This window comes from Cronobacter sakazakii (assembly GCF_000982825.1).
GTDB lineage: Bacteria > Pseudomonadota > Gammaproteobacteria > Enterobacterales > Enterobacteriaceae > Cronobacter > Cronobacter sakazakii.
Map to the genome: position 1 here is coordinate 982,053 of NZ_CP011047.1, position 23,073 is coordinate 1,005,125.

Sequence of the window (23,073 nt, forward strand, 5' to 3'; positions counted from 1 at the left end):
ATGTCCGCGTATCAATTGATAATTCTTATGGCGGTTGATATAAAGGAAAGACCGGCACGTCATGGGGTGACATATGGATATTAAGGTTTTGAGGAATCTGCTAAAAACCGCGCAGATGGGTTCGCTAACCTGTGCCGCGGAAGAGGCGAATATCACTATTCAGGCGCTGGCGGCGCAACTTAACAAAGCGGAAGAATATTTTGGTTTTAAAATATTTAATCGCAATAATAAAGGCGTGGTACTAACGTCTGAGGGTAAGGATTTACTGCCCTATATTATGAATGTCGTCAAAACTTCCGAGCACCTGCGCCTCAAAGCCGAACAGCTTAAGAAAAGCACGACAACGCCCATTCGCATCGCACTCAACAGTACCTTCTCTGTCGATACTAATAAGAAAATCATCAACTTCATGATCGACAAACTGAGCGACTACAGCGTAATTTTCAGCACGTCGGAATCACCGGAAAATCTGGTGAAAATCGCCAAAGACGAAACGGACATCGCAGTGGTATTGGGTGGGAACGTGCCGCCCGGCTTCTACAGCATCAAATTAACCGGGCTGAATATTAAAGTGATTGCCGCCTGCTCGGCAGAAAGCGCCGCCGCCGCCACCACGCTGGTGCAACCGCTGGCGGAATGCCCGTACTCCGCGAGCTTTGATAAATTTACCGCCCGGCATAAGCCGCTCCTGCAGGAGGCCAGCGTGATTTTCTCCGGCAGTGAGCTGATTACCGTTTCCCTGATGAAGAGTTTCAGCAGCATCGGGATTATTTCTCAGGATCTGGCGCAGGCGAACGGCCTGAATATCTTGCCGGGCTTTGAAGATGTGCTTGATGTGCATCTGATAATGAAAGAACCGATTCTGACCGAGCATGATCTGGAATCGTTCTATAACAATGTGGTGCATCTGCCAGAGATCCCGCTGACCGCATAAACGGTTCTGCCACAGCCCTGAGAGCGCAGGATCGCGCTTTTATAACGGTGTGTTGCCCCTGGCCATGTGATAATTTTGTAAAAGTCCGTACAGAGTACTTTTCAGCGTCCGCATTAGGCATTAAAACCTAAACACTATCGGGCTGATGAGTTGCAGATTATGCATTTATCATTTCGATAATTACCCGTTAGTGACCATTATCACGGAGCGAAAAATGGCAACGCATTTTGCAAGAAGGACGCTTGGCCCCGAACTCAGCATCTCCCCCAGGCTCTCAGCCGACGCGCTGAAAGCCTCGCAACACCTGCCGGAGCACCGCCGCAGCCGTTTTCTGGCGTCGCGCTCGCTGCTGGCCGAGCTGGTATTTATGCTCTATGGCATTCCTGTGCTGCCGGAAATCGTGGTCAACGAGCAGGGCCGCCCGCGCTTTACCGACCCAGGCCTTGCGGACTTCTCTCTCGCCCATACCGGCAATATGCTGGGTGTGGCGATTACCACCGAAGGCTGTTGTGGGCTGGATATGGAACTACAGCCCGCCACTCGCACGTTTACGCACCCTCTCGCACCGCAAACCGGCCATACGCTTAGCAAAAATGAAACCATCTGGGTGGATAATCAAAATGACCCGCTGGAAGCGCGTACCCAGCTGGTGACGCTGCGCCGCAGCCTGCTGAAGCTGACAGGCCAGCAGAATGATGACGGTCAGCATTTCCAGCTGTTGCCAGGTGCCGGCAAACTGCGCGTGGCGCAATTTCCGCATGTGGAAGCGGCGTGCGATGCTGAAGACGTATTAATCTGGACAGTGGCGGTATCGCCCGCTATTGAAAAGCTGTATCTGTGGGAATATGACAGCATACAGGGCTGGCGCAGCCTGCCGGATATGCGTAAACGCAGCACCAGCCCGGATACGCGTCTGATGCGCTTTACCAGTCTGCCCTCGGAAAAAGCGATGAGTATTAACTAAGCTTTGACACGCCCGGAGGTTTCAATGTCTGACACGCTTAAGGTAGTAACGCTGATTGGCAGCCTGCGCAAAGGCTCCTTTAACGCGATGGTCGCACGCACGTTGCCAAAACTGGCCCCCGCCGGTATGACGGTGGACGAGCTGCCCTCGATTCGCGACATCCCGATTTATGACGCCGATATCCAGCAGGAAGAAGGCTTTCCGCAGACAGTGGAAGCGATAGCCGCGCAGATCCGCGAAGCAGACGGCGTGGTGATTGTGACGCCGGAGTATAACTATTCGGTGCCGGGCGGGCTGAAGAACGCCATTGACTGGCTGTCGCGCCTGCCCGACCAGCCGCTCGCGGGCAAGCCGGTGCTTATTCAGACCAGCTCAATGGGCGCGATTGGCGGCGCGCGCTGCCAGTATCATCTGCGACAGATTCTGGTGTTCCTCGATGCGATGGTGATGAACAAACCGGAGTTTATGGGCGGGGCGATTCAGAACAAAGTCGATACACAGACCGGCGAAGTGGTGGACCAAAGCACGCTGGATCACCTGACCGGCCAGTTGACCGCGTTTGCGGAGTACATCAAGCGGGTGCGCCGCGAATAATAAAAAGGCCAGCGATTCGCTGGCCTTTTTGATTAATGCGCGTCGATAAAGACGATTTTCAGCAGGAACAGCAGCGCCACAACCAGCACACAGGCGTTCAGATCGCGCAGGCGACCGGTGAAAATCTTCATCACGCAGTAAGAGATAAAGCCCAGCGCGATACCTTCAGTAATCGAGAAGCTAAACGGCATCATGACGGCGGTGATAAACGCCGGCACCGCTTCGGTCAGGTCATCCCACTTCACGCGCGACAGGCTGGACGTCATCAGCACGCCCACGTAAATCAGCGCGCCCGCAGCGGCGTAAGGCGGCACCATGCCCGCCAGCGGCGAGAGGAAAATCACCAGCAGGAACAGCAGGCCGACCACGACCGCGGTAAGGCCGGTGCGCCCGCCAATGGAGACGCCAGATGAGGATTCGATATAAGCGGTTACGGACGACGTTCCGATAAACGAGCCCGCCACCGACGAAATGCTGTCCACATACAGCGCCTGCTTCATGCGCGGGAATTTGCCGCTTTCATCGGCAAGGCCGGCCTTGTCGGTCACGCCAATCAGCGTGCCGGAGGAGTCGAACAGGTTGACCAGCATAAACGAGAAAATTACGCCCGCGAGGCCGATATCCAGCGAGCCCGCGAGGTCAACATGGCCCAGCACCGTCATTACGCTCGGTGGCTCTGACACCACGCCTTTGAAATGCACATCGCCAAACGCGAGGCCCAGCAGTGTGGTCACAATGATAGAGACCAGCACCGCCGCGTGAATGTTGCGGGAGGCGAGAATAGCGATGATAAAGAAGCCCAGCACGCCAAGCAGCGTGGTGTGGGAGGTGAGATTACCGATAGCCACCAGCGTTTCCGGGTTCGCGACGATAACGCCCGCGTTTTTAAGCCCCATCATGCCGATAAACAGGCCGATACCGCTGGTGATCCCGATACGCAGGCTCACCGGAATATTGGCAATCATCCAGTAGCGCACGCGGAAAATGGTCAGCAGCAGCAGGCCGACAGCGCCCCAGAAAATCGCGCCCATCCCTACCTGCCAGGAAAGCCCCATCGCGCCAACCACCACAAACGCGAAGAAGGCGTTCAGGCCCATCGCCGGTGCCAGCGCAACGGGCAGATTCGCCAGCAGGCCCATCAGAATGCTGCCAAACGCGGCGATAAGACAGGTCGTTACGAAGACTGCACTGGTGTCCATGCCAGCCGCGCCAAGGATCTGCGGGTTTACAAAAACGATATACACCATCGTCAGGAAGGTCGTTACGCCTGCGATCACCTCGGTGCGGGCCGTGGTGCCGTGCGCGCGTAATTTAAATACGCGCTCAAGCAATCCCTGCTCTTCGGCCTGGGACGTCTGTTGTTGGCTCATTCTTTAATTCCGTACAAGGAGGGGAAAAATTCGTCGCTATCCTATACCAAAAAGGCCCGATATTGACGGTCGTCACACACTTTTTTTCATTGAATTTGCTTATACGGCATCGATTGCGTGACGCAAAGCGCTTAGAGTAATCGTTCAACTTGCAACAACAGGAAACGGCATGTCCCGAATTGAAGCGGTATTTTTCGACTGCGACGGTACGCTGGTGGATAGCGAAGTGATCTGCTCCCGCGCCTATGTACATATGTTCGCAAGGGCAGGCATTACGCTTGAACTGGAAGAGGTGTTTAAGCGCTTTAAGGGCGTAAAGCTCTACGAAATCATTGATACTATCAATGCTGAATATGGCGTGCAGCTGGAGAAAGCCGAGCTTGAGCCGGTCTACCGCGCGGAAGTGGCGCGCCTTTTTGACGCGGAGCTCAAAGAGATCGTGGGTGCCGCGGCGCTGCTTGAGAAAATGGCGGTGCCGATGTGTATCGTCTCGAACGGCCCGGTGAGCAAAATGCAGCAGTCGCTCGGCAAAACCGGGATGCTGCGCTATTTCACCGATAAACTCTTCAGCGGCTACGATATTCAGCGCTGGAAACCCGACCCGGCGTTAATGCATTTTGCCGCCGATGCGATGCAGGTGAATGTGGAGCGCTGCATTCTGGTGGATGATTCCGCCGCCGGCGCAAAGGCAGGCATCGTCGCCGGGATGCAGGTGTATTATTTCTGTGCCGATCCGCATAACCCGCCGCTGGAGCATCCGAATGTGACGGTGTTTACCGATTTAGCGCAACTGCCGGATTTATGGCGGGCTCGCGGCTGGGATGTGACGCGCTGATCTGCAGGTGGTGACGGCGGGTGCGCTTCGCTTACCCGCCCTACGGTGTGGATACAGAATTTTGTAGGGTGGGTAAGCGCAGCGCACCCACCTGTGCAGGGATGCAGAATTTTTGTAGGGTGGGTAAGCGCCAGCGCGCCCACCTTTGACAACTCGCCCCTACCACCCCACATCAACCACCATTAAAAAATCTTCTGCACCCACTCGGCATAGGCCGGGCGCCATACGGCCATTTCATGGCCGAGCCCCGGATAAACGTGGTAATCAAATTTCACGCCGTCGCGCTCAAGCTCGGTTTTCAACCCGGCGATATCCCGGCCCGTCACGCTGTCTTTATCGCCCACCACCAGCGTAAAGTTACGCAACTGGCTGTTCACCTCGTCCGCGCGGGAGAGCTGTTTCGTCACGTCGTCATTCGGCACCGTGGCGGTGGTCACGCCGCTCAACGACGCCAGCCAGCCGAAGCTTTGCAGGTGCGTCATGCCTGACACCAGCGCCTGGTAGCCGCCCTGCGACAGCCCCGCCAGCGCGCGCCCCTGCGCATCCTGACGCACGTTAAATCGCTGCCCGATCAGCGGAATGATATCGTTCATCAGCTCTTTATCCGCCGCGCGGGCGTTAATCGGGTAGAAATCTTTGCGACGTTCGGCGGGCGGAAAATTCTCCGGCACCGCGTCGGCGATATCCGTTTCGGTATCCGGGATAACCACCAGCATTGGTTTAATTTTTCCCTCCGCCAGCAGGTTATCCATCATCTGCGGGATACGGCCCTGGGTAACGGCGGAAAGCCCGGTATCGCCAAAGCCGTGATAGAAGTAGAGCACCGGCAGCGGCTCACTTTCACGGCTGTAGCCCGGCGGCGTCCAGACGTACACCCGCCGCTCCGATTTCAGCGCGCCGGAGTGGTACGTCAGCGTGCGCAGATCGCCGTGCGGCACCGCCCGGTCATCAATAATGCTGCCCGGTACCAGAATCAGCGAGATATTCGGCTGGCGCTGCGGTTTCACATACGGATTGCCGGTATCGATGGAGCGAAACCCGTCAACGTCAAAAAAATACTCGTGCAGATCCGGCGTCATCGGCGCGCTCTTCCAGCTCCAGACGCCGTTCGCCTCTTTGCGCATCTCATGGGACACCTGGCTGTCCGCCGTCGCGCCGAGCACGACCGCCACGCGCTTCGACTGGGGCGCGAACAGGCGGAAGGTAATGGATTTATCGGGATTCACCTGCGTGATGTAATGGCTGACCGGAATAGACGGATCGGGTGCCGGCAGCGGCGCGCTGAAGGCGGATAAACTGGCGCAACCAATCACGGCTGCCATCGCGAGAGCGGTACGGGAAGGTAATTTCACGGATTTATCCTTTTATAACGTGCTCGGTAACCCCTTATAGTATTGAGTAAAATCCGCAAAAGGGGCGACGCGCGCCCCAAAATTGCCCTCGCGCGTGGCGAGGGCGACAGACTTATTCTTTCGGATCTTTACCGGCGAGCAGTTTATCCAGCTCGTCGCCGCCCACGTGGCGGAAATCCTGGCCCTTCACGAAATAGAAAATGTATTCGCAGATATTCTGGCAGCGGTCGCCGATACGCTCGATAGATCGGGCGCAGAAGAGCGCGGTCAGAACGCTCGGAATGGTGCGGGAATCTTCCATCATATAGGTCATCAGCTGACGCACGATGCCTTCATATTCCTGGTCGACTTTTTTATCTTCGCGATAGATACGTACCGCTTCATCGAGATCCATACGCGCGAAGGCGTCCAGCACGTCATGCAGCATCTGTACGGTATGGCGGCCAAGCGACTCCAGGCTCACCAGCAGCGGCTGGTGCTGGTGCGAGAATTTCTCAAGCGCGGTGCGGCAGATTTTATCCGCCACGTCGCCGATACGCTCCAGCTCCGCGATGGTTTTAATGATGGCCATCACCAGACGCAGATCGCTCGCGGTCGGCTGGCGCTTGGCGATGATGCGCACGCAGGCTTCATCGATCGCCACTTCCATCATGTTGACCTTTTTATCGCCGTCGATAACGCGTTTGGCCAGTTCGCTGTCCTGGTTGTGCATGGCGGTGATCGCATCGGAGAGCTGCTGCTCCACCAGCCCGCCCATGGTCATCACCTGGGTGCGAATGTATTCCAGCTCAGCGTTGAACTGACCGGAAATATGTTTATTCAGATTCAGATTATCCATTTAGCACTCCACATGCCCGATAAATTCAAAAGCGGCCCACATGAGAAATCCGGGCATATCAACCGTAGCGACCGGTAATATAGTCTTCGGTCTGTTTCATTTTCGGCTTGGTGAAGAGATCGTCGGTGTTGCTGTACTCGATCAGCTCGCCAAGGTACATAAACGCCGTGTGATCGGAACAGCGCGCCGCCTGCTGCATGTTGTGCGTCACGATAACCACGGTGTAATCCTGCTTAAGCTCGGTAATGAGCTCTTCGATACGGCCCGTGGAGATCGGATCCAGCGCCGAACACGGTTCGTCCAGCAGCAGCACTTCCGGACGGATAGCGATGCCGCGGGCGATACACAGACGCTGCTGCTGACCACCGGAGAGAGAGTACCCGCTCTGGTGCAGTTTATCCTTGGTTTCGTTCCATAATGCGGCTTTGGTCAACGCCCACTGCACGCGTTCGTCCATATCGGCGCGGGAGAGTTTCTCAAACAGACGCACGCCAAACGCGATGTTGTCGTAAATTGACATCGGGAAAGGCGTCGGCTTCTGGAACACCATGCCCACTTTCGCGCGCAGCAGCGCGATATCCTGGGAGTGGTTCAGAATGTTTTCGCCATCCAGCAGGATTTCGCCTTCCGCGCGCTGCTCCGGGTAGAGCTCAAACATTTTGTTGAAGGTACGCAGCAGCGTGGATTTACCGCAACCAGACGGGCCGATAAACGCGGTCACTTCGTTTTTGGCGATATCCAGGCTGATGTTTTTCAGGGCATGGAATTTCCCGTAGTAAAAGTTCAAATCGCGAACCTGAATCTTGCCCGGGGCCTTATTAACCATACTCATCTCAATCGTTTTCCTTATCCGGCGTCGCAAAATGCCACGCCGTCAAAAAATTAACCGTGTTTACGTTTGGCGAACAGCACGCGCGCCAGGATGTTCAGCAGCAGTACGCAAAGGGTGATAATCAGCACGCCTGCCCAGGCCAGCTGTTGCCATTCGGCAAACGGGCTCATGGCGAATTTGAAAATCGTCACCGGCAGGTTGGCGATAGGCTGCATCATGTCCGTGCTCCAGAACTGGTTGGAGAGCGCGGTAAAGAGCAGCGGCGCGGTTTCGCCCGCGATACGCGCGACCGCCAGCAGCACGCCGGTCAGGATGCCCGACACAGAAGCTTTAAGCGTAATGGCGGAGATCATCTTCCATTTCGGCGTGCCGAGCGCGTAGGCCGCTTCACGCAGGCTGTCCGGCACCAGCTTGAGCATGTTCTCGGTGGTGCGGATAACAATCGGCACCTGCAACAGCGCCAGCGCAATCACGCCCGCCCAGCCGGAGAAGTGTTCCATCTGCGCCACCACGATGGTGTAGACGAACAGCCCGACGACGATAGACGGCGCAGAAAGCAGAATGTCGTTAATAAAGCGGATGATTTCCGCGAGAAACGACTTGCGGCCATATTCCGCGAGGTAGATACCCGCCATGATGCCAAGCGGCGTACCAATAACCGTCGCCCACAGGATCAGCAGCCCGCTGCCTGCCAGCGCATTCGCAAGGCCGCCACCGGCGGTGTTCGGCGGCGGCGTCATCTCGGTAAAGAGCGCCAGCGACATGCCGTCAAACCCGCGCGATACCGTGGAGATTAAGATCCAGATAAGCCAGAACAGGCCGAACGCCATCGTCGCCATAGAGAGCGTGAGGGCGATGCGGTTTTTCATGCGGCGCTTCGCCTGCATTTTGCGGCGGGATTCCGCAAGCTCCGTGGTGTTTTGCAGTTCCATCGTCGCCATTAGCGCGCCCCCTCGTTTTTCGCCAGACGCATAATCATCAGCCTGGAGATAGCCAGCACGATAAAGGTGATCACAAAGAGGATCAGGCCCAGCTCCATCAGCGCCGCCACGTGCAGCCCAGATTCGGCTTCGGCGAACTCATTAGCCAGCGCCGAGGTGATGCTGTTGCCTGGCATGTAGAGCGACGGGCTGTCGAGCTGGTAGGTGTTGCCGATGATAAATGTGACCGCCATAGTTTCGCCGAGCGCGCGGCCAAGGCCGAGCATAACGCCGCCAATCACCCCGTTTTTGGTGAACGGCAGGACGATGCGCCAGATAACTTCCCAGGTGGTGCAGCCGATGCCGTAAGCCGACTCTTTCATCATCACCGGGGTCTGTTCGAATACATCACGCATAACCGCGGCGATGTATGGAATGATCATGATGGCGAGAATGACGCCCGCCGCCAGGATGCCGATACCGAACGCCGGGCCTGAAAAGAGCGCGCCGATAAACGGGATCGCAGAAAGGACGTTGCCGACCGGCTCCTGGAAATAGGTCGCGAACAGCGGGGCGAAGATAAACAGCCCCCACATGCCGTACACGATACTCGGGATAGCCGCCAGCAGTTCAATGGCGATACCCAGCGGGCGTTTCAGCCAGCCAGGCGCCAGCTCCGTCAGGAACAGCGCAATGCCGAAGCTCACGGGAACCGCTATCAGCAGCGCGATAAACGAGGTCACCAGCGTGCCGTAAATCGGCACCAGCCCGCCGTAGATATCGTTAGGGGCGTCCCACTCTTTGGTCCAGAGGAAAGAAAAACCAAATTTCTGGATGCTTGGCCAGGAGGAGAAAATAAGGGAGACGATAATGCCGCCCAGCAGCAATAGCACAATCAGCGCAGCCAGACGAACCAGCGCGCTGAAGATCATATCGCCCTTTTTACCGGGGGGGTTAAATACAGGCTTGGTGGCAGCCATATTTCACTCTTCAGTTAAACTCTGTTTTGAATGATGCCCGGCAGCGTGATGCGTACCGGGCCTACAAAAAACAGCATGTTACCGGATTTTTGTAGGGCGGATAAGCGAAGCGCCATCCGCCATCATCGGTAAATCTCGATCAATACAGCGCTTTGCCGCTGCTGTCTTTAACGTTGGTCTTCCATGCAGCGCGAACCTGCTCGACCACGCTGTCCGGCAGAGAGGCGTAATCCAGGTCGTTAGCCTGTTTCGCGCCTGACTTGTAGGCCCAGTCGAAGAACTTCAGCACTTCGGCGCCCTGCTCAGGTTTCTTCTGCTCTTTGTGAACCAGAATGAAGGTGGTGGAGGTGATTGGCCACGCGTCGTCGCCTTTCTGGTTGGTCAGGTCCTGCGCGAAGGATTTGCTCCAGTCAGCGCCTTTGGCGGCGTTGGCGAAGCTCTCTTCGGTCGGTGCGACCGGTTTGCCGTCAGCAGAAACCAGTTTGGTGTAGGTCAGGTTATTCTGCTTGGCGTAGGCGTATTCCACATAGCCGATAGAGCCCGGCAGACGCTGTACGAACGCGGCGATACCGTCGTTACCTTTACCGCCAAGACCGGTCGGCCAGTTAACGGTAGAGCCAGAGCCGATTTTGGATTTCCACTCGTCGTTCACTTTCGCAAGATAGCTGGTGAAGACGAAAGACGTACCGGAACCGTCAGCGCGGCGCACCACGGCGATGTTCTGAGAAGGCAGTTTTTTGCCCGGGTTCAGTTTGGCGATAGCCTCGTCATCCCACTTCTTGATTTTGCCAAGGTAGATGTCGCCCAGGGTTTTGCCATCCAGCACCAGCTCGCCAGACTTGAAGCCCGGCAGGTTAACCGCCAGCACCACGCCGCCGATCACGGTCGGGAACTGGAAAAGCCCTTCTTGCTGTAATTTTTCGTCAGAAAGCGGCGCGTCAGAAGCACCAAAATCAACCGTGTTAGCAATGATTTGTTTAACGCCACCGGAGGAGCCGATACCCTGGTAGTTTACCTTGTTACCCGTTTCTTTCTGGTAGGTATCCGCCCATTTGGCATACACCGGCGCCGGGAATGTTGCGCCCGCGCCAGTCAGACTTGCTGCCGCGAAAGCGGAAAAAGCGCTCAGAGATAAGGTCGCGGCGACAACAGTTGCGACGGTGGTACGCATAACTTTCATAATGTCTCCTGCTGGTGTTCGTAATTTATTGTTTCGTGGCTACGGTGAGCAAAGTAGGACAGTTTGGTGACAGATAAATGTACGAATTATGACAGTTTTATGACAATGAAAAAGATGCAGAAATGTCTTACTTAACTTTTTGAATATTAATGCTTTTATAATTCCGCAACCCGCCCGTCATTTATAAGGATAGCCGTAATGATAAAAAAAATGTCACTTTTCTCCGCAGCGTCATTACTTACTTTTTCATCAATAAGTTATGCAGCTCCGGTTCAACTGGATGACCACAGCACCCGTATTCACGGCGCGCCGGTGACGATATTTACCAGCGATGGCGTCGTGGCACCGTCTAACGTCGATATCTCGGATGTGGAAAAGGCCGTCGAGGCGTATAAGCGCAAAGAGCAAAACCGCTATTCGGACGACAGAAAAGATAGCGATCTGGAAAATCGCCTGCGGGCGCTGGAGCAGGAAAATGACAAGCTGTCCCGTGAACTGGACGATTTAAAAAGCAAGATTAAATAAGCGATGGGCTCCCTGTATGGCTTCAGGCAGGGAGCTTACTCCTTTTATCGGTCAGGCTCATTACGGTGTTTTGCCCGTTTTAAGGCGCGCTTTTCCGAAGGGCGCTGAAGGGCTTTGGTATGAGCGCGTCGCATTTTGTTCGCAAGACACCAGCGGCCCAGCCTGAACATCTCCTCACTGTTCATCATTCGCCATGCTGCCCACACCAGCAGCGCGCCCGCGCTCCAGCAGAGCCAGAACACACCGGAAAACGGCCACAGTATCAGGCCGGCAATCAGCGTCGCCAGGCTTAACGCCGCATGAAAAAACGCGCTGAAGAGAAACAGCTGCAAACCGCGATGTCGCCCTTTTTCTACCATCAACATCACGAGTATCAGCAACACCAGCCAGATAGCCCCTGAGAGTATCCACAGCACAGAAAAAGCGGGCCGCAGCGCGGCGAGATTGAGGACGGCACTCAATGCCATGGCATAGACGCACCCCACCGGCACTCGCCAGAAACGGCGCGAGCCGATGATGCGGACATCGGGCAGATCGTGGCGCTCGGCCATTTTAAGTTTGAGCTTATGCAGCCTGCGGTGGGCGATATCGTCATCCACCTCTGCGCTGTAGGTAATGAGCCGATAAAACCGCGTACCGGCGAGAAAGCGCTTTAGCGACATAACATCCCTTTGCGTGACGTTAAAAAAAAGAGGCTGCCTTCCGGCAACCTCTTCAGAGCATAACACGCGCGAGAACGCGTTATTCCACCGTAACGGATTTCGCCAGGTTACGCGGCTGGTCAACGTCGGTGCCTTTAATCAGCGCGACGTGATAGGCCAGCAGTTGCAGCGGAACCGTGTAGAAGATCGGCGCGATAACCTCTTCAACATGCGGCATCGGGATGATGTTCATGTTATCGCTGCTGGTGAAGCCGGCATCCTGATCGGCGAAGACATACAGCACGCCGCCACGGGCGCGAACTTCTTCGATGTTGGACTTCAGTTTTTCCAGCAGTTCGTTATTCGGCGCCACCACGATAACCGGCATATCGGCGTCAATCAGGGCCAGCGGGCCGTGCTTGAGCTCGCCTGCCGCATAGGCTTCGGCGTGAATGTAGGAGATCTCTTTGAGCTTCAGCGCGCCTTCCAGGGCGATCGGGTACTGATCGCCACGGCCCAGGAACAGCGCGTGGTGCTTGTCGGAGAAATCTTCCGCCAGCGCCTCGATGCGTTTGTCCTGAGAGAGCATCTGCTCGATACGGCTCGGCAGCGCCTGCAGGCCGTGAACGATATCGTGCTCAACGGCGGCATCCACGCCTTTCAGACGGCCCAGTTTCGCCACCAGCATCAGCAGAACGGTTAACTGGGTAGTGAACGCTTTGGTGGACGCCACGCCAATTTCCGTGCCGGCTTTGGTCATCAGCGCCAGCGACGATTCACGCACCAGCGATGAGCCCGGAACGTTACAGATGGCCAGCGAACCGAGATAACCGAGCTCTTTAGACAGACGCAGCGCCGCGAGGGTGTCTGCGGTTTCACCGGACTGCGACAGCGTGATCATCAGGCTGTTGCGGCGCACGGCGGATTTGCGATAGCGGAATTCCGAGGCGATTTCGACATCGCACGGCACGCCTGCCAGCGCTTCAAACCAGTAGCGAGAAACCATACCGGAGTTGTACGAGGTGCCACACGCGACAATCTGAATATGCTCAACTTTAGAGAGCAGTTCGTCGGCGTTCGGACCCAGCTCGCTTAAATCCACCTCGCCGTGGCTGATGCGCCCGGCCAGCGTGTTTTTAATCGCGTTCGGCTGCTCGTAGATCTCTTTTTGCATGTAGTGGCGGTAGATGCCTTTATCACCGGCGTCATACTGCACGTTAGATTCGATTTCCGGGCGGGAGACGCTTTCGCCCTGGGTGTTGAAAATCGCGACGGAGCGGCGGGTCACTTCGGCGATGTCGCCCTCTTCGAGGAAGATAAAGCGGCGGGTTACCGGCAGCAGCGCCAGTTGGTCGGAGGCGATGAAGTTTTCGCCCACGCCGAGGCCAATCACCAGCGGGCTGCCGGAACGGGCCGCCAGCAGAACGCTCGGATCGCGGTTATCCATAATGACGGTGCCGTAAGCGCCGCGCAGCTGAGGAATGGCGCGCAGCACCGCCTCACGCAGCGTACCGCCCTGCTCCAGCTCCCAGTGCACCAGGTGCGCGATCACTTCGGTGTCGGTTTCGGTGACGAATTCGTAGCCACGCGTTTTCAGCAGTTCGCGCAGCGGTTCGTGGTTTTCGATAATGCCGTTATGCACCACCACAATATGCCCGGAGACATGCGGGTGCGCGTTGCCTTCTGACGGTTCGCCGTGGGTCGCCCAGCGGGTGTGCGCGATACCCGTGCCGCCATGCAGCGGATGTTCTTCTGCCGCCTGAACCAGCATCTGTACTTTGCCCAGACGACGCAGACGGGTCATATGCCCCGCGCTGTCCACCACCGCGAGACCGGCGGAGTCATAGCCGCGGTACTCCAGACGACGCAAACCTTCGAGAAGGATTTCAGCAATATCACGTTGCGCTACAGCGCCAACAATTCCACACATAATTAATTTCCTGACAATGGCATTTCGCCATGCGTTGTCGCCGACCTGTATTTGCCCGTTTGCCGGGCTCCCCGAGCCTTGTAGAGAGTGGGGTTATTGTTTTGGTACTGCCTGTGGGCGGAAGATTATGTTATCCCCTCATCCCGAGTCTGCCGCAGGGCATGACTGCTCTGCGACCGACAAAACCGTATGGCGGGCAGATACAGCGCGCCCGCCATGAACATAACTTATTTTTTCTTCACCGGGCGACGCCAGCCCTGTTTGTGTACCTGCGGCACGCGGGTGAGCACCAGCTCGTTTTCCGCGATATTGCGCGTCACGGTGGTGCCTGCGGCGATGGTCGCGCCTTTCGCCACCGTCACCGGTGCCACCAGCTGGGTATCGGAGCCGACAAACACATCATCGCCAATGATGGTTTTGTGCTTGTTCGCGCCATCATAGTTACAGGTGATGGTGCCCGCGCCGATGTTAACGTTATCGCCGATTTCCGCGTCGCCGAGGTAGGTCAGGTGACCCGCTTTCGAGCCTTTACCCAGACGCGCTTTTTTCATCTCGACGAAGTTGCCGACATGCGCGCCTTCGAGAAGCTCCGCGCCCGGACGCAGACGCGCGAACGGCCCGATGGTACAGGCGGTATCCAGACGGGCGTCTTCCACCACGCTGTAAGGACTGATTTCGCAGTCGTCGCCGATGACGCTGTTTTTAATCACGCAGCCCGCGCCGATTTTCACGCGATTGCCCAGCACTACGTCGCCTTCAATAATGACGTTAGCGTCAATTTCGACATCGCGCCCGTGTTGCAGCGTGCCGCGCAGATCAAAACGCGCCGGGTCACGTAGCATCACGCCCGCCAGCAGCAGTTTTTCTGCCTGCTCGGCCTGATAAACGCGCTCAAGACGCGCCAGTTGCAGGCGGTTGTTCACGCCTTCCACTTCGCTTAAACGCTGCGGATGCACGGCGGCAATCTCGCGGCCTTCGTTCCAGGCCATCGCGATGATGTCGGTAATGTAGTATTCACCCTGCGCATTGTTGTTATCGAGCTTCGCCAGCCAGCGTTTCAGATCCGCGCCGTTGGCGACGAGGATGCCGGTGTTGATTTCGTTAATCTGGCGCTGCTCATCGCTGGCATCTTTATGCTCAACGATCCCGGAGACTTTTCCGTTCTCACGGGTAATGCGGCCATAGCCGGTCGGGTCGTCGAGCTTCACGGTTAACAGCCCAATGCCGCCCTGCGGCTTCGCCGCGCAGAGCTGTTGCAGGGTGTCAACGGAGATCAGCGGTACGTCGCCGTAGAGCATCAGCACATCTTCATCGTCGCTAAAGAACGGCGCTGCCTGCTGCATCGCATGGCCGGTGCCGAGCTGCTCGGCCTGCAATACCCAGTTGAGCGAGGCGTCTTTAAGGGTGCTTTGCAGCAGATCGCCGCCGTGACCGTAAACCAGATGAATGTGCTGCGCGCCGACATGCTTCGCGGCGTCAATCACGTGTTGCACCATCGGCTTCCCGGCCAGAGTGTGCAGCACTTTTGGAAGATCGGAGTACATGCGCGTGCCTTTGCCAGCGGCAAGGATCACAACGCTCATAGCATGGCTAGACATAGTCGTCCTGTCTTATGAAAGTGAATGAAGTAAAGCGATTTAGCGCCCGAAATTCTACATATTTTTCAGCATAAAACGGGCTGCTGGAAAATCGCCGCTTTAAGCCTGTTTTACCACGTTATACAGCCGCGTAATGCATGTCGGAAGGCGTAAAAAGAGAGCGTAAACGCTTTCTGGCGTCTTATCATTCATAAAAACAATGAGATGCCGTTTTTTTGCGTCTGGAATAAAGCGCGGTAAATGCCGACTAAAATCCAGCAAACATACGTCCTTGCGTATAACGCAGACATAAAAAAAGCCAGCCGGGTCGCCCTGGCTGGCTTTTTAACTTTCAAGCCGGTGTTACATCGCTTTTTTGGTCAACTCGATAACGCGCAGTTTGGCGATCGCCTTGGCCAGCTCAGTAGAAGCCTGAGCGTAGTCCACGTCACCGTGGGAGCTACGGATATGGTCTTCCGCTTTACGCTTCGCTTCCAGGGCTCGCGCTTCGTCGAGATCCTGGCCGCGAATCGCGGTGTCAGCCAGCACGGTTACGTTGCCCGGCTGCACTTCCAGCACGCCGCCGGAGAGATAGATATACTCTTCGTGGCCGTGCTGTTTCACGATGCGGATCATACCAGGCTTAATGGCGGTGAGCAGCGGCGCGTGGCCCGGGTAAATACCCAGTTCACCTTCGCTACCCGTAACCTGGATTTTCTCGACCAGACCAGAGAACATCTGTTTCTCTGCGCTGACGACATCCAGGTGGTAAGTCATTGCCATGTCACCCTCCGATTAAGGCGTTAAAGTTTTTTGGCTTTTTCCACGGCTTCATCAATGGAGCCAACCATGTAGAACGCCTGCTCCGGCAGATGATCGTATTCACCTTCCATGATGCCTTTAAAGCCACGGATGGTGTCTTTCAGCGATACGTATTTGCCCGGCGCGCCGGTAAACACTTCTGCCACGAAGAACGGCTGTGACAGGAAACGCTGAATTTTACGAGCACGAGCAACAACCAGTTTGTCTTCTTCAGACAGCTCGTCCATACCGAGGATGGCGATGATGTCTTTCAGCTCCTGGTAACGCTGCAGGATGGACTGTACGCCGCGAGCGGTGTCGTAGTGCTCCTGGCCTACTACCAGCGGGTCCAGCTGACGGCTGGTGGAATCCAGCGGGTCAACGGCCGGGTAGATACCCAGGGAAGCAATCTGACGGCTCAGTACCACAGTTGCGTCAAGGTGCGCAAAGGTGGTGGCTGGTGACGGGTCAGTCAAGTCATCCGCCGGTACGTATACCGCCTGTACGGAGGTGATAGAACCGGTTTTGGTGGAGGTGATACGCTCCTGCAGAACACCCATCTCTTCCGCCAGGGTCGGCTGATAACCTACCGCTGAAGGCATACGGCCCAGCAGTGCGGATACTTCAGTACCGGCCAGGGTGTAACGGTAGATGTTGTCGACGAACAGCAGAACGTCACGACCTTCGTCACGGAATTTCTCAGCCATGGTCAGGCCGGTCAGCGCAACGCGCAGACGGTTTCCCGGCGGCTCGTTCATCTGGCCGTACACCAGGGATACTTTATCCAGTACGTTGGAGTCGGTCATTTCGTGGTAGAAGTCGTTACCTTCACGGGTACGTTCGCCCACGCCCGCAAACACGGAGTAACCGGAGTGCTCAATCGCGATGTTACGAATAAGCTCCATCATGTTTACGGTTTTACCTACACCTGCACCACCGAACAGACCGACTTTACCGCCCTTCGCGAACGGACACATCAGGTCGATAACTTTGATGCCGGTTTCCAGCAGTTCCTGAGAGCTGGACAGCTCTTCATAGGACGGCGCCGCGCGATGAATCGCCCAACGCTCTTCTTCGCCGATGTCGCCTTTCATGTCGATAGGCTGACCCAGGACGTTCATGATACGACCCAGCGTCGCTTTACCTACCGGCACTTCGATCGGGTGCTCAAGGTCTGCAACAGGCAGACCGCGACGCAGACCGTCGGAAGAGCCCATCGCGATGGTACGTACGATACCGCCGCCGAGCTGCTGCTGGACTTCCAGCACCAGACGCTCATTACCATTCGTTACCTCAAGGGCGTCGTACACTTTCGGTACAGCATCCTGAGGGAACTCGACGTCCACCACGGCGCCGATTACCTGGACAATCTTTCCAGTAGCCATCTTGAATCCTCTACGAAATAACCTGGTTAAACCGCGGCGGCCCCCGAGACGATCTCGGTGAGTTCCTGAGTAATGCTGGCCTGACGAGCTTTGTTGTACACCAACTGCAGCTCTTTAATCAGGCTGCCGCCATTATCGGTTGCGGCTTTCATCGCCACCATTCGTGCGGCCTGCTCGCTGGCCAGGTTTTCAACCACACCCTGATAAACCTGCGATTCGACATAACGACGCAGCAGGGTATCCAGCAGCGCCTTCGGATCGGGTTCGTACAGGTAATCCCAGGATTTGTGCTTCAACTCATCGTCTTCTGATGCCGGCAGCGGCAGCAGCTGAGTGATGGTCGGAGCCTGAGACATGGTGTTAATAAATTTGTTGCTGACAACGTAAAGCTTGTCCAGACGGCCTTCATCATAAGCCTGCAACATCACTTTAACCGGGCCAATCAGATCGGACAGGGAAGGGTTATCCCCCATGCCGGTGACCTGCGCCACAATGTTGCCGCCCACTGAATTGAAGAAAGAAACGCCTTTAGAGCCGATCATTGCGATATCGCACTGAACGCCTTTATCGGACCATGCTTTCATATCCGCCAGCAGTTTCTTGAACAGGTTGATGTTCAAGCCGCCGCACAGACCACGGTCAGTCGACACCACCAGGTAGCCCACGCGCTTAACGTCGCGTTCTTCCAGGTAAGGGTGTTTGTATTCCAGATTACCGGTAGCAAGGTGACCAATCACTTTGCGCATGGTATCTGCATAAGGACGGCTGGCCGCCATGCGATCCTGCGATTTACGCATTTTGGAAGCGGCGACCATCTCCATCGCTTTAGTGATCTTTTGCGTGTTCTGGACGCTTGCGATCTTACTACGTATCTCTTTTGCGCCGGCCATGAGCTTCTCCTCAATGCCTTGCGGCTTGCCTTACAGCAAGCCGCCAGACGTTACCAGGACTGGGTTGCTTTGAAGGAGTCGAGGAGGCTTTTCAGCTTGCCTTCGATCTCATCGTTATAGCCACCGGTCTGGTTGATCTCTTGCATCAGCGGAGCGTGATCACGGTCAGCGTAAGCCAGCAGAGCGGCTTCGAAGCTACCGATTTTCGCCAGTTCCACATCTTCGAGGTAACCGCGCTCCGCCGCGAACAGGACCAGGCCCTGCTGTGCAACGGACATCGGCGCGTACTGTTTCTGCTTAAGCAGTTCAGTTACTTTCTGGCCGTGGCTCAGTTGCTTACGGGTAGCTTCGTCCAGATCAGAGGCGAACTGAGAGAACGCCGCCAGTTCACGATACTGTGCCAGCGCGGTACGGATACCACCGGACAGTTTCTTGATGATCTTGGTCTGAGCAGCACCACCCACACGCGATACGGAGATACCCGGGTTAACCGCCGGACGAATACCGGAGTTAAACAGGTTGGTTTCCAGGAAGATCTGACCGTCGGTAATAGAAATTACGTTGGTCGGAACGAACGCAGAAACGTCACCCGCCTGGGTTTCGATAATCGGCAGTGCGGTCAGAGAGCCGGTTTTACCTTTCACTGCACCTTTGGTGAAGTTCTCAACGTATTCCGCGTTAACACGGGATGCGCGCTCCAGCAGACGGGAGTGGAGGTAGAACACGTCGCCCGGGAATGCTTCACGTCCCGGCGGACGACGGAGCAGCAGGGAAACCTGACGGTAAGCGACAGCCTGTTTAGACAGGTCATCGTAAACGATCAGCGCGTCTTCGCCGCGGTCACGGAAGTATTCGCCCATCGCGCAACCGGCATACGGAGCCAGGTACTGCAGCGCAGCGGATTCAGAAGCGGTCGCGACCACAACGATGGTGTTGGACAGCGCACCGTGCTCTTCCAGTTTACGAACCACGTTAGCAATGGTGGACGCTTTCTGGCCGATAGCCACGTACACGCATTTGATGCCGGAATCGCGCTGGTTGATGATGGCGTCGATAGCCATCGCGGTTTTACCGGTCTGACGGTCGCCGATGATCAGTTCACGCTGACCACGACCGATTGGGATCATGGCGTCAACGGACTTATAACCGGTCTGTACAGGCTGGTCTACGGACTGACGATCGATAACGCCCGGTGCGATAACTTCGATTGGCGAGAAGCCATCGTGTTCAACCGGACCTTTACCATCGATCGGCGCGCCGAGGGTGTTAACCACACGGCCCAGCAGGCCACGGCCAACCGGCACTTCAAGAATACGGCCAGTACATTTCACCTTCATGCCTTCGGCGAGGTCAGCGTACGGACCCATAACCACTGCACCAACGGAGTCGCGCTCCAGGTTCAGTGCGATAGCGTAACGGTTACCCGGCAGGGAAATCATCTCACCCTGCATACAATCGGCCAGGCCGTGAATGCGGATAACACCGTCGCTTACAGAAACAATAGTACCTTCGTTATGAGCTTCGCTCACAACATTGAACTGAGCAATGCGCTGCTTGATCAGTTCGCTGATTTCGGTGGAATTCAGTTGCATGCTCCAGTCCCCTTAAGACTGCAAGACGTCTGCGAGGCGCTCAAGACGGCCGCGCACGCTGCCGTCAATGACCGTATCACCCGAACGGATGATGACACCCGCCATTACAGACTTATCAATTTTGCAATTCAGCTTCACTTTGCGTGACAGACGTTTTTCCATCGCGGCGCTGATTTTCGCAAGCTGTTCATCGCTCAGTGCGCTGGCGGAAGTCACTTCGACTTCAACGGTAGCCTCAAGGGCTGCGCGTAACTGAATGAACTGCTCAAGAACATCAGGAAGTACCTTCAGACGGCCGTTTTCTGCCATCACCCGAATCAGGTTCTGGCCGTTGGCGTCTAACTGGTCACCACAGATTGCGATAAACGACTCAGCGAGCGTTTCTGGCGCCAGGGCGCCAGAGAGAAGCTCAGCCATCTGTTCGTTTTTGGCCACTTCAGCGGCAAACGCCAGCATATCCTGCCAGCGGTCGAGGCTTTGGTGTTCGACGGCAAAGTCAAAAGCTGCTTTGGCGTAGGGGCGAGCTACCGTTACAAATTCAGACATCAGCCCCTCCCTCCTTACAGTTCAGCGACCAGTTTATTCACGATGTCGCTGTTAGCAGCTTCATCCACGGAACGTTCAATGATCTTCTCGGCGCCAGCAACAGCCAGGATAGCAACCTGCTTGCGCAGCTCTTCACGGGCACGTTTACGCTCGGCTTCGATTTCGGCCTGGGCCTGCGCCACGATTTTGTTACGTTCCTGCTCTGCTTCAGCTTTCGCTTCGTCCAGGATCTGAGCACGGCGTTTGTTCGCCTGCTCAATAATCACCTGGGCTTCCGCTTTCGCTTTTTTCAGCTGGTCGGTCGCGTTGGACTGTGCAAGCTCCAGATCCTTTTTAGCGCGTTCTGCAGAAGACAGACCGTCAGCAATTTCTTTCTGACGTTTTTCGATGGCAGCCATAATTGGCGGCCATACATACTTCATACAGAACAGAACGAACAGGACAAACGCGATGGCCTGGCCGAGGATTGTTGCGTTAAGATTCACAGCACAATGCCTCTTATCTGGTTAATGTTCTGATATTGCCTGGAAATTCAGACAACTTCGTTTACTACGCGACGGCGAACATCACGTACAGACCCAGACCCACAGCGATCATCGGGATAGCATCCACCAGACCCATTACGATAAAGAACTGAGTACGCAGCAGAGGAATCAGATCAGGCTGGCGCGCAGCGCCTTCCAGGAATTTGCCCCCGAGGATGCCGATACCGATCGCAGCACCGATTGCCGCCAGACCCATCATCACAGCGGCAGCCATGTACAGCAGATCCATATTCAGGTTTTCCATGACAGTCTCCAGTTTGTTTCAGTTAAAACGCAGTAGTGTTGAGTAAAAAATCAATGCTCTTCAGATGCCATCGACAGATAGACAATCGTCAGAACCATGAAAATGAAGGCCTGCAACGTAATGATCAGGATGTGGAAAATGGCCCAGGGCACATTTAACAACCATTGTGACCACCACGGCAGAAGACCCGCAATCAGAATGAAAATCAGCTCACCGGCATACATGTTGCCGAACAGTCGCAGACCGAGAGAAACCGGTTTGGACAGCAGGCTCACACCTTCCAGAATCAGGTTGATCGGAATAAATACCGGGTGATTGAACGGCTGCAGCGTCAGCTCTTTAGTAAAGCCGCCAACGCCTTTCATTTTGATGCTGTAGAAAAGAATGAGGATAAATACACCAAGCGCCATGGAAAGGGTGATGTTCACGTCCGCAGACGGCACCACGCGCAGGGCTGGCAAGCCAAATACGTGCTCGCCGATGTACGGCAGCAGGTCGATAGGCAGCAAATCCATCAGGTTCATCAGGAATACCCAGACGAAAATCGTCAGGGCCAGCGGCGCAATGAGCTTGCTTTTGCCGTGGTACATGTCTTGTACGCTACCATGCACAAAGCCGATAACCAGCTCTACCGCGGTCTGGAATTTACCCGGTACGCCGCTGGTCGCGTGTTTGGCGACTTTACGGAACAGAACCAGGAATAACAGGCCCAGCACCACCGAGAAAAACATCGAGTCGATGTTGAGCGTCCAGAAGGTGGCCGGGGGGTTATGCGGATCCACCAGCGAGAAGGTACGCAGGTCAATCTGAAGGTTATTCAGATGGTGGCCTATGTACTCCTGCGGCGTCGAGATTTCTCCTGCAGACATGATGCCTCTTACCCTTTGTTGTTAATTACAGCTGGCGCCAGTATCTGCACAACCAGCACCGAAACCCACGTCACAATCAGCGGCAAGAAAACCGCCTTCAAACACGCCAGCGCCACCACCAGCAGGGTAAAGGTCGCAATCACCTTAAACGCTTCGCCGAAGGCGAAAGACCAGGCCACGCGGCCTTTAGCGGGTGTATGCGCCTGATGACGCCAGGCAAAATTCATAAACAGCACATTCGGCAGCCACACTGCCAGCCCTCCGCATAACGCAGAGAAGCCCCAGAAAGGGTCTTTGAAGCAAAACAACAATCCTGCCGCCAGAACCGCGATGAACTGGATGAGCAGGAGCTTGCGGGCCACTTTTTTACTCATAAGCGACGCAGACATTTTGCCACTGCTCCCTTCGAGGTATGACGCGTGTCGTATAAAACGTTCTTTGACGCTCTGAGTCAAGCCTCAAAAAGCGCTCAAATTATACGGGGCGAGCACGTGATTTCAAACTATAAGTAGCCAAAAGGTGAATAAATGTTTAAATAATTTTCAGGAGGCATTTTTTTCAAGTTTCTCTTAAATCTGAAAGCAAATGTAAAAACTGCAAATCGCGCGAAAACCTTGCGAATAAAGCGTGCACGAGATCACATTCTAAACAATTTCTGCTCAAGCTTTAGCAGATCCTTTATGAATGCGTGTTTTATAACCTTTTGAATTTAAGACGCTTTAAACCCAA

General features: G+C 55.5%; 24 protein-coding genes. 5 read left to right on the forward strand and 19 right to left on the reverse strand.

Annotation, left to right across the window (positions count from 1 at the left end):
• Positions 1-73: 73 nt before the first annotated feature.
• The 3 genes from CSK29544_RS04580 (at position 74) to CSK29544_RS04590 (ending at position 2,492) form a co-directional block, all read left to right on the forward strand.
• The gene (locus CSK29544_RS04580; RefSeq protein WP_029039514.1) at positions 74-934 is read left to right on the forward strand and encodes a LysR family transcriptional regulator; all 861 of its coding nucleotides are present in this window, start codon (positions 74-76) and stop codon (positions 932-934) included.
• 214 nt (positions 935-1,148) lie between these two features.
• Complete coding sequence (locus CSK29544_RS04585) at positions 1,149-1,898, forward strand: 4'-phosphopantetheinyl transferase family protein (protein WP_007891055.1); 750 nt, start codon at positions 1,149-1,151, stop codon at positions 1,896-1,898.
• Positions 1,899-1,922: 24 nt separating this feature from the next.
• Positions 1,923-2,492 carry an NADPH-dependent FMN reductase gene (locus CSK29544_RS04590; RefSeq protein ID WP_004388038.1) on the forward strand — a complete coding sequence of 190 codons (570 nt, stop codon included), beginning with the start codon at positions 1,923-1,925 and terminating at the stop codon, positions 2,490-2,492.
• A gap of 32 nt (positions 2,493-2,524) precedes the next feature.
• Here CSK29544_RS04590 and CSK29544_RS04595 read toward each other — a convergent pair whose 3' ends face one another.
• Entirely contained in the window at positions 2,525-3,862 is a 1,338-nt protein-coding gene (locus CSK29544_RS04595; RefSeq protein WP_004388039.1) for an NCS2 family permease, read from the reverse strand.
• 169 nt (positions 3,863-4,031) lie between these two features.
• Here CSK29544_RS04595 and yieH point away from each other — a divergent pair, with 169 nt between their 5' ends.
• Positions 4,032-4,697, forward strand: coding sequence for a 6-phosphogluconate phosphatase (yieH, locus tag CSK29544_RS04600; RefSeq protein ID WP_007891054.1), 666 nt, complete (start codon positions 4,032-4,034; stop codon positions 4,695-4,697).
• Positions 4,698-4,879: 182 nt separating this feature from the next.
• Here the strand turns inward: yieH and CSK29544_RS04605 are convergent, their stop codons facing one another.
• The 6 genes from CSK29544_RS04605 to pstS all read right to left on the reverse strand — a co-directional run bounded on the left by CSK29544_RS04605 (position 4,880) and on the right by pstS (position 10,799).
• Entirely contained in the window at positions 4,880-6,019 is a 1,140-nt protein-coding gene (locus CSK29544_RS04605) for an alpha/beta hydrolase-fold protein (RefSeq protein ID WP_032975443.1), read from the reverse strand.
• 142 nt (positions 6,020-6,161) lie between these two features.
• Positions 6,162-6,887, reverse strand: a complete 726-nt coding sequence (gene phoU, locus CSK29544_RS04610; protein ID WP_004387543.1) for a phosphate signaling complex protein PhoU — start codon at positions 6,885-6,887, stop codon at positions 6,162-6,164.
• 58 nt (positions 6,888-6,945) lie between these two features.
• Positions 6,946-7,719 (reverse strand): phosphate ABC transporter ATP-binding protein PstB, encoded by a 774-nt coding sequence (pstB, locus tag CSK29544_RS04615; protein ID WP_004387544.1) that lies wholly within the window; start codon positions 7,717-7,719, stop codon positions 6,946-6,948.
• 50 nt (positions 7,720-7,769) lie between these two features.
• Positions 7,770-8,660 (reverse strand): phosphate ABC transporter permease PstA, encoded by an 891-nt coding sequence (gene pstA, locus CSK29544_RS04620; protein ID WP_007891048.1) that lies wholly within the window; start codon positions 8,658-8,660, stop codon positions 7,770-7,772.
• Positions 8,660-9,619 (reverse strand): phosphate ABC transporter permease PstC, encoded by a 960-nt coding sequence (gene pstC, locus CSK29544_RS04625; protein WP_004387546.1) that lies wholly within the window; start codon positions 9,617-9,619, stop codon positions 8,660-8,662. The genes pstA and pstC overlap by 1 nt, the downstream gene beginning before the upstream one ends.
• Before the next feature lie 139 nt (positions 9,620-9,758).
• Positions 9,759-10,799: a phosphate ABC transporter substrate-binding protein PstS gene (gene pstS / locus CSK29544_RS04630; protein ID WP_004387547.1), complete on the reverse strand. Its 1,041-nt coding sequence runs from the start codon at positions 10,797-10,799 to the stop codon at positions 9,759-9,761.
• Positions 10,800-10,997: 198 nt separating this feature from the next.
• Here pstS and CSK29544_RS04635 point away from each other — a divergent pair, with 198 nt between their 5' ends.
• The gene (locus CSK29544_RS04635; RefSeq protein WP_029039515.1) at positions 10,998-11,324 is read left to right on the forward strand and encodes a hypothetical protein; all 327 of its coding nucleotides are present in this window, start codon (positions 10,998-11,000) and stop codon (positions 11,322-11,324) included.
• Between the two features lie 44 nt (positions 11,325-11,368).
• Here the strand turns inward: CSK29544_RS04635 and CSK29544_RS04640 are convergent, their stop codons facing one another.
• The 12 genes from CSK29544_RS04640 to atpI form a co-directional block, all read right to left on the reverse strand.
• Complete coding sequence (locus CSK29544_RS04640; RefSeq protein WP_007891042.1) at positions 11,369-11,986, reverse strand: hypothetical protein; 618 nt, start codon at positions 11,984-11,986, stop codon at positions 11,369-11,371.
• A 79-nt stretch (positions 11,987-12,065) separates the two neighbouring features.
• The gene (gene glmS, locus CSK29544_RS04645; protein ID WP_007891039.1) at positions 12,066-13,895 is read right to left on the reverse strand and encodes a glutamine--fructose-6-phosphate transaminase (isomerizing); all 1,830 of its coding nucleotides are present in this window, start codon (positions 13,893-13,895) and stop codon (positions 12,066-12,068) included.
• A 227-nt stretch (positions 13,896-14,122) separates the two neighbouring features.
• Positions 14,123-15,493 (reverse strand): bifunctional UDP-N-acetylglucosamine diphosphorylase/glucosamine-1-phosphate N-acetyltransferase GlmU, encoded by a 1,371-nt coding sequence (gene glmU, locus CSK29544_RS04650; protein ID WP_029039516.1) that lies wholly within the window; start codon positions 15,491-15,493, stop codon positions 14,123-14,125.
• Positions 15,494-15,835: 342 nt separating this feature from the next.
• Entirely contained in the window at positions 15,836-16,255 is a 420-nt protein-coding gene (locus tag CSK29544_RS04655) for a F0F1 ATP synthase subunit epsilon (RefSeq protein ID WP_007891027.1), read from the reverse strand.
• A gap of 20 nt (positions 16,256-16,275) precedes the next feature.
• Positions 16,276-17,658: a F0F1 ATP synthase subunit beta gene (atpD, locus tag CSK29544_RS04660; RefSeq protein ID WP_004386167.1), complete on the reverse strand. Its 1,383-nt coding sequence runs from the start codon at positions 17,656-17,658 to the stop codon at positions 16,276-16,278.
• 26 nt (positions 17,659-17,684) lie between these two features.
• Positions 17,685-18,548: a F0F1 ATP synthase subunit gamma gene (atpG, locus tag CSK29544_RS04665; RefSeq protein WP_004386168.1), complete on the reverse strand. Its 864-nt coding sequence runs from the start codon at positions 18,546-18,548 to the stop codon at positions 17,685-17,687.
• 50 nt (positions 18,549-18,598) lie between these two features.
• A complete protein-coding gene (gene atpA, locus CSK29544_RS04670) occupies positions 18,599-20,140 on the reverse strand; it encodes a F0F1 ATP synthase subunit alpha (protein ID WP_004386169.1) in 1,542 nt (513 codons plus the stop codon).
• 12 nt (positions 20,141-20,152) lie between these two features.
• Complete coding sequence (gene atpH, locus CSK29544_RS04675) at positions 20,153-20,686, reverse strand: F0F1 ATP synthase subunit delta (RefSeq protein WP_004386170.1); 534 nt, start codon at positions 20,684-20,686, stop codon at positions 20,153-20,155.
• Between the two features lie 14 nt (positions 20,687-20,700).
• On the reverse strand, positions 20,701-21,171 hold the full coding sequence (atpF, locus tag CSK29544_RS04680) for a F0F1 ATP synthase subunit B (RefSeq protein WP_004386171.1): 471 nt from the start codon (positions 21,169-21,171) through the stop codon (positions 20,701-20,703).
• 64 nt (positions 21,172-21,235) lie between these two features.
• On the reverse strand, positions 21,236-21,475 hold the full coding sequence (gene atpE, locus CSK29544_RS04685) for a F0F1 ATP synthase subunit C (protein ID WP_000429386.1): 240 nt from the start codon (positions 21,473-21,475) through the stop codon (positions 21,236-21,238).
• Between the two features lie 50 nt (positions 21,476-21,525).
• Positions 21,526-22,344: a F0F1 ATP synthase subunit A gene (gene atpB, locus CSK29544_RS04690; RefSeq protein WP_004386172.1), complete on the reverse strand. Its 819-nt coding sequence runs from the start codon at positions 22,342-22,344 to the stop codon at positions 21,526-21,528.
• 8 nt (positions 22,345-22,352) lie between these two features.
• The gene (atpI, locus tag CSK29544_RS04695; RefSeq protein WP_007872206.1) at positions 22,353-22,733 is read right to left on the reverse strand and encodes a F0F1 ATP synthase subunit I; all 381 of its coding nucleotides are present in this window, start codon (positions 22,731-22,733) and stop codon (positions 22,353-22,355) included.
• Between the last annotated feature and the right edge of the window lie 340 nt (positions 22,734-23,073).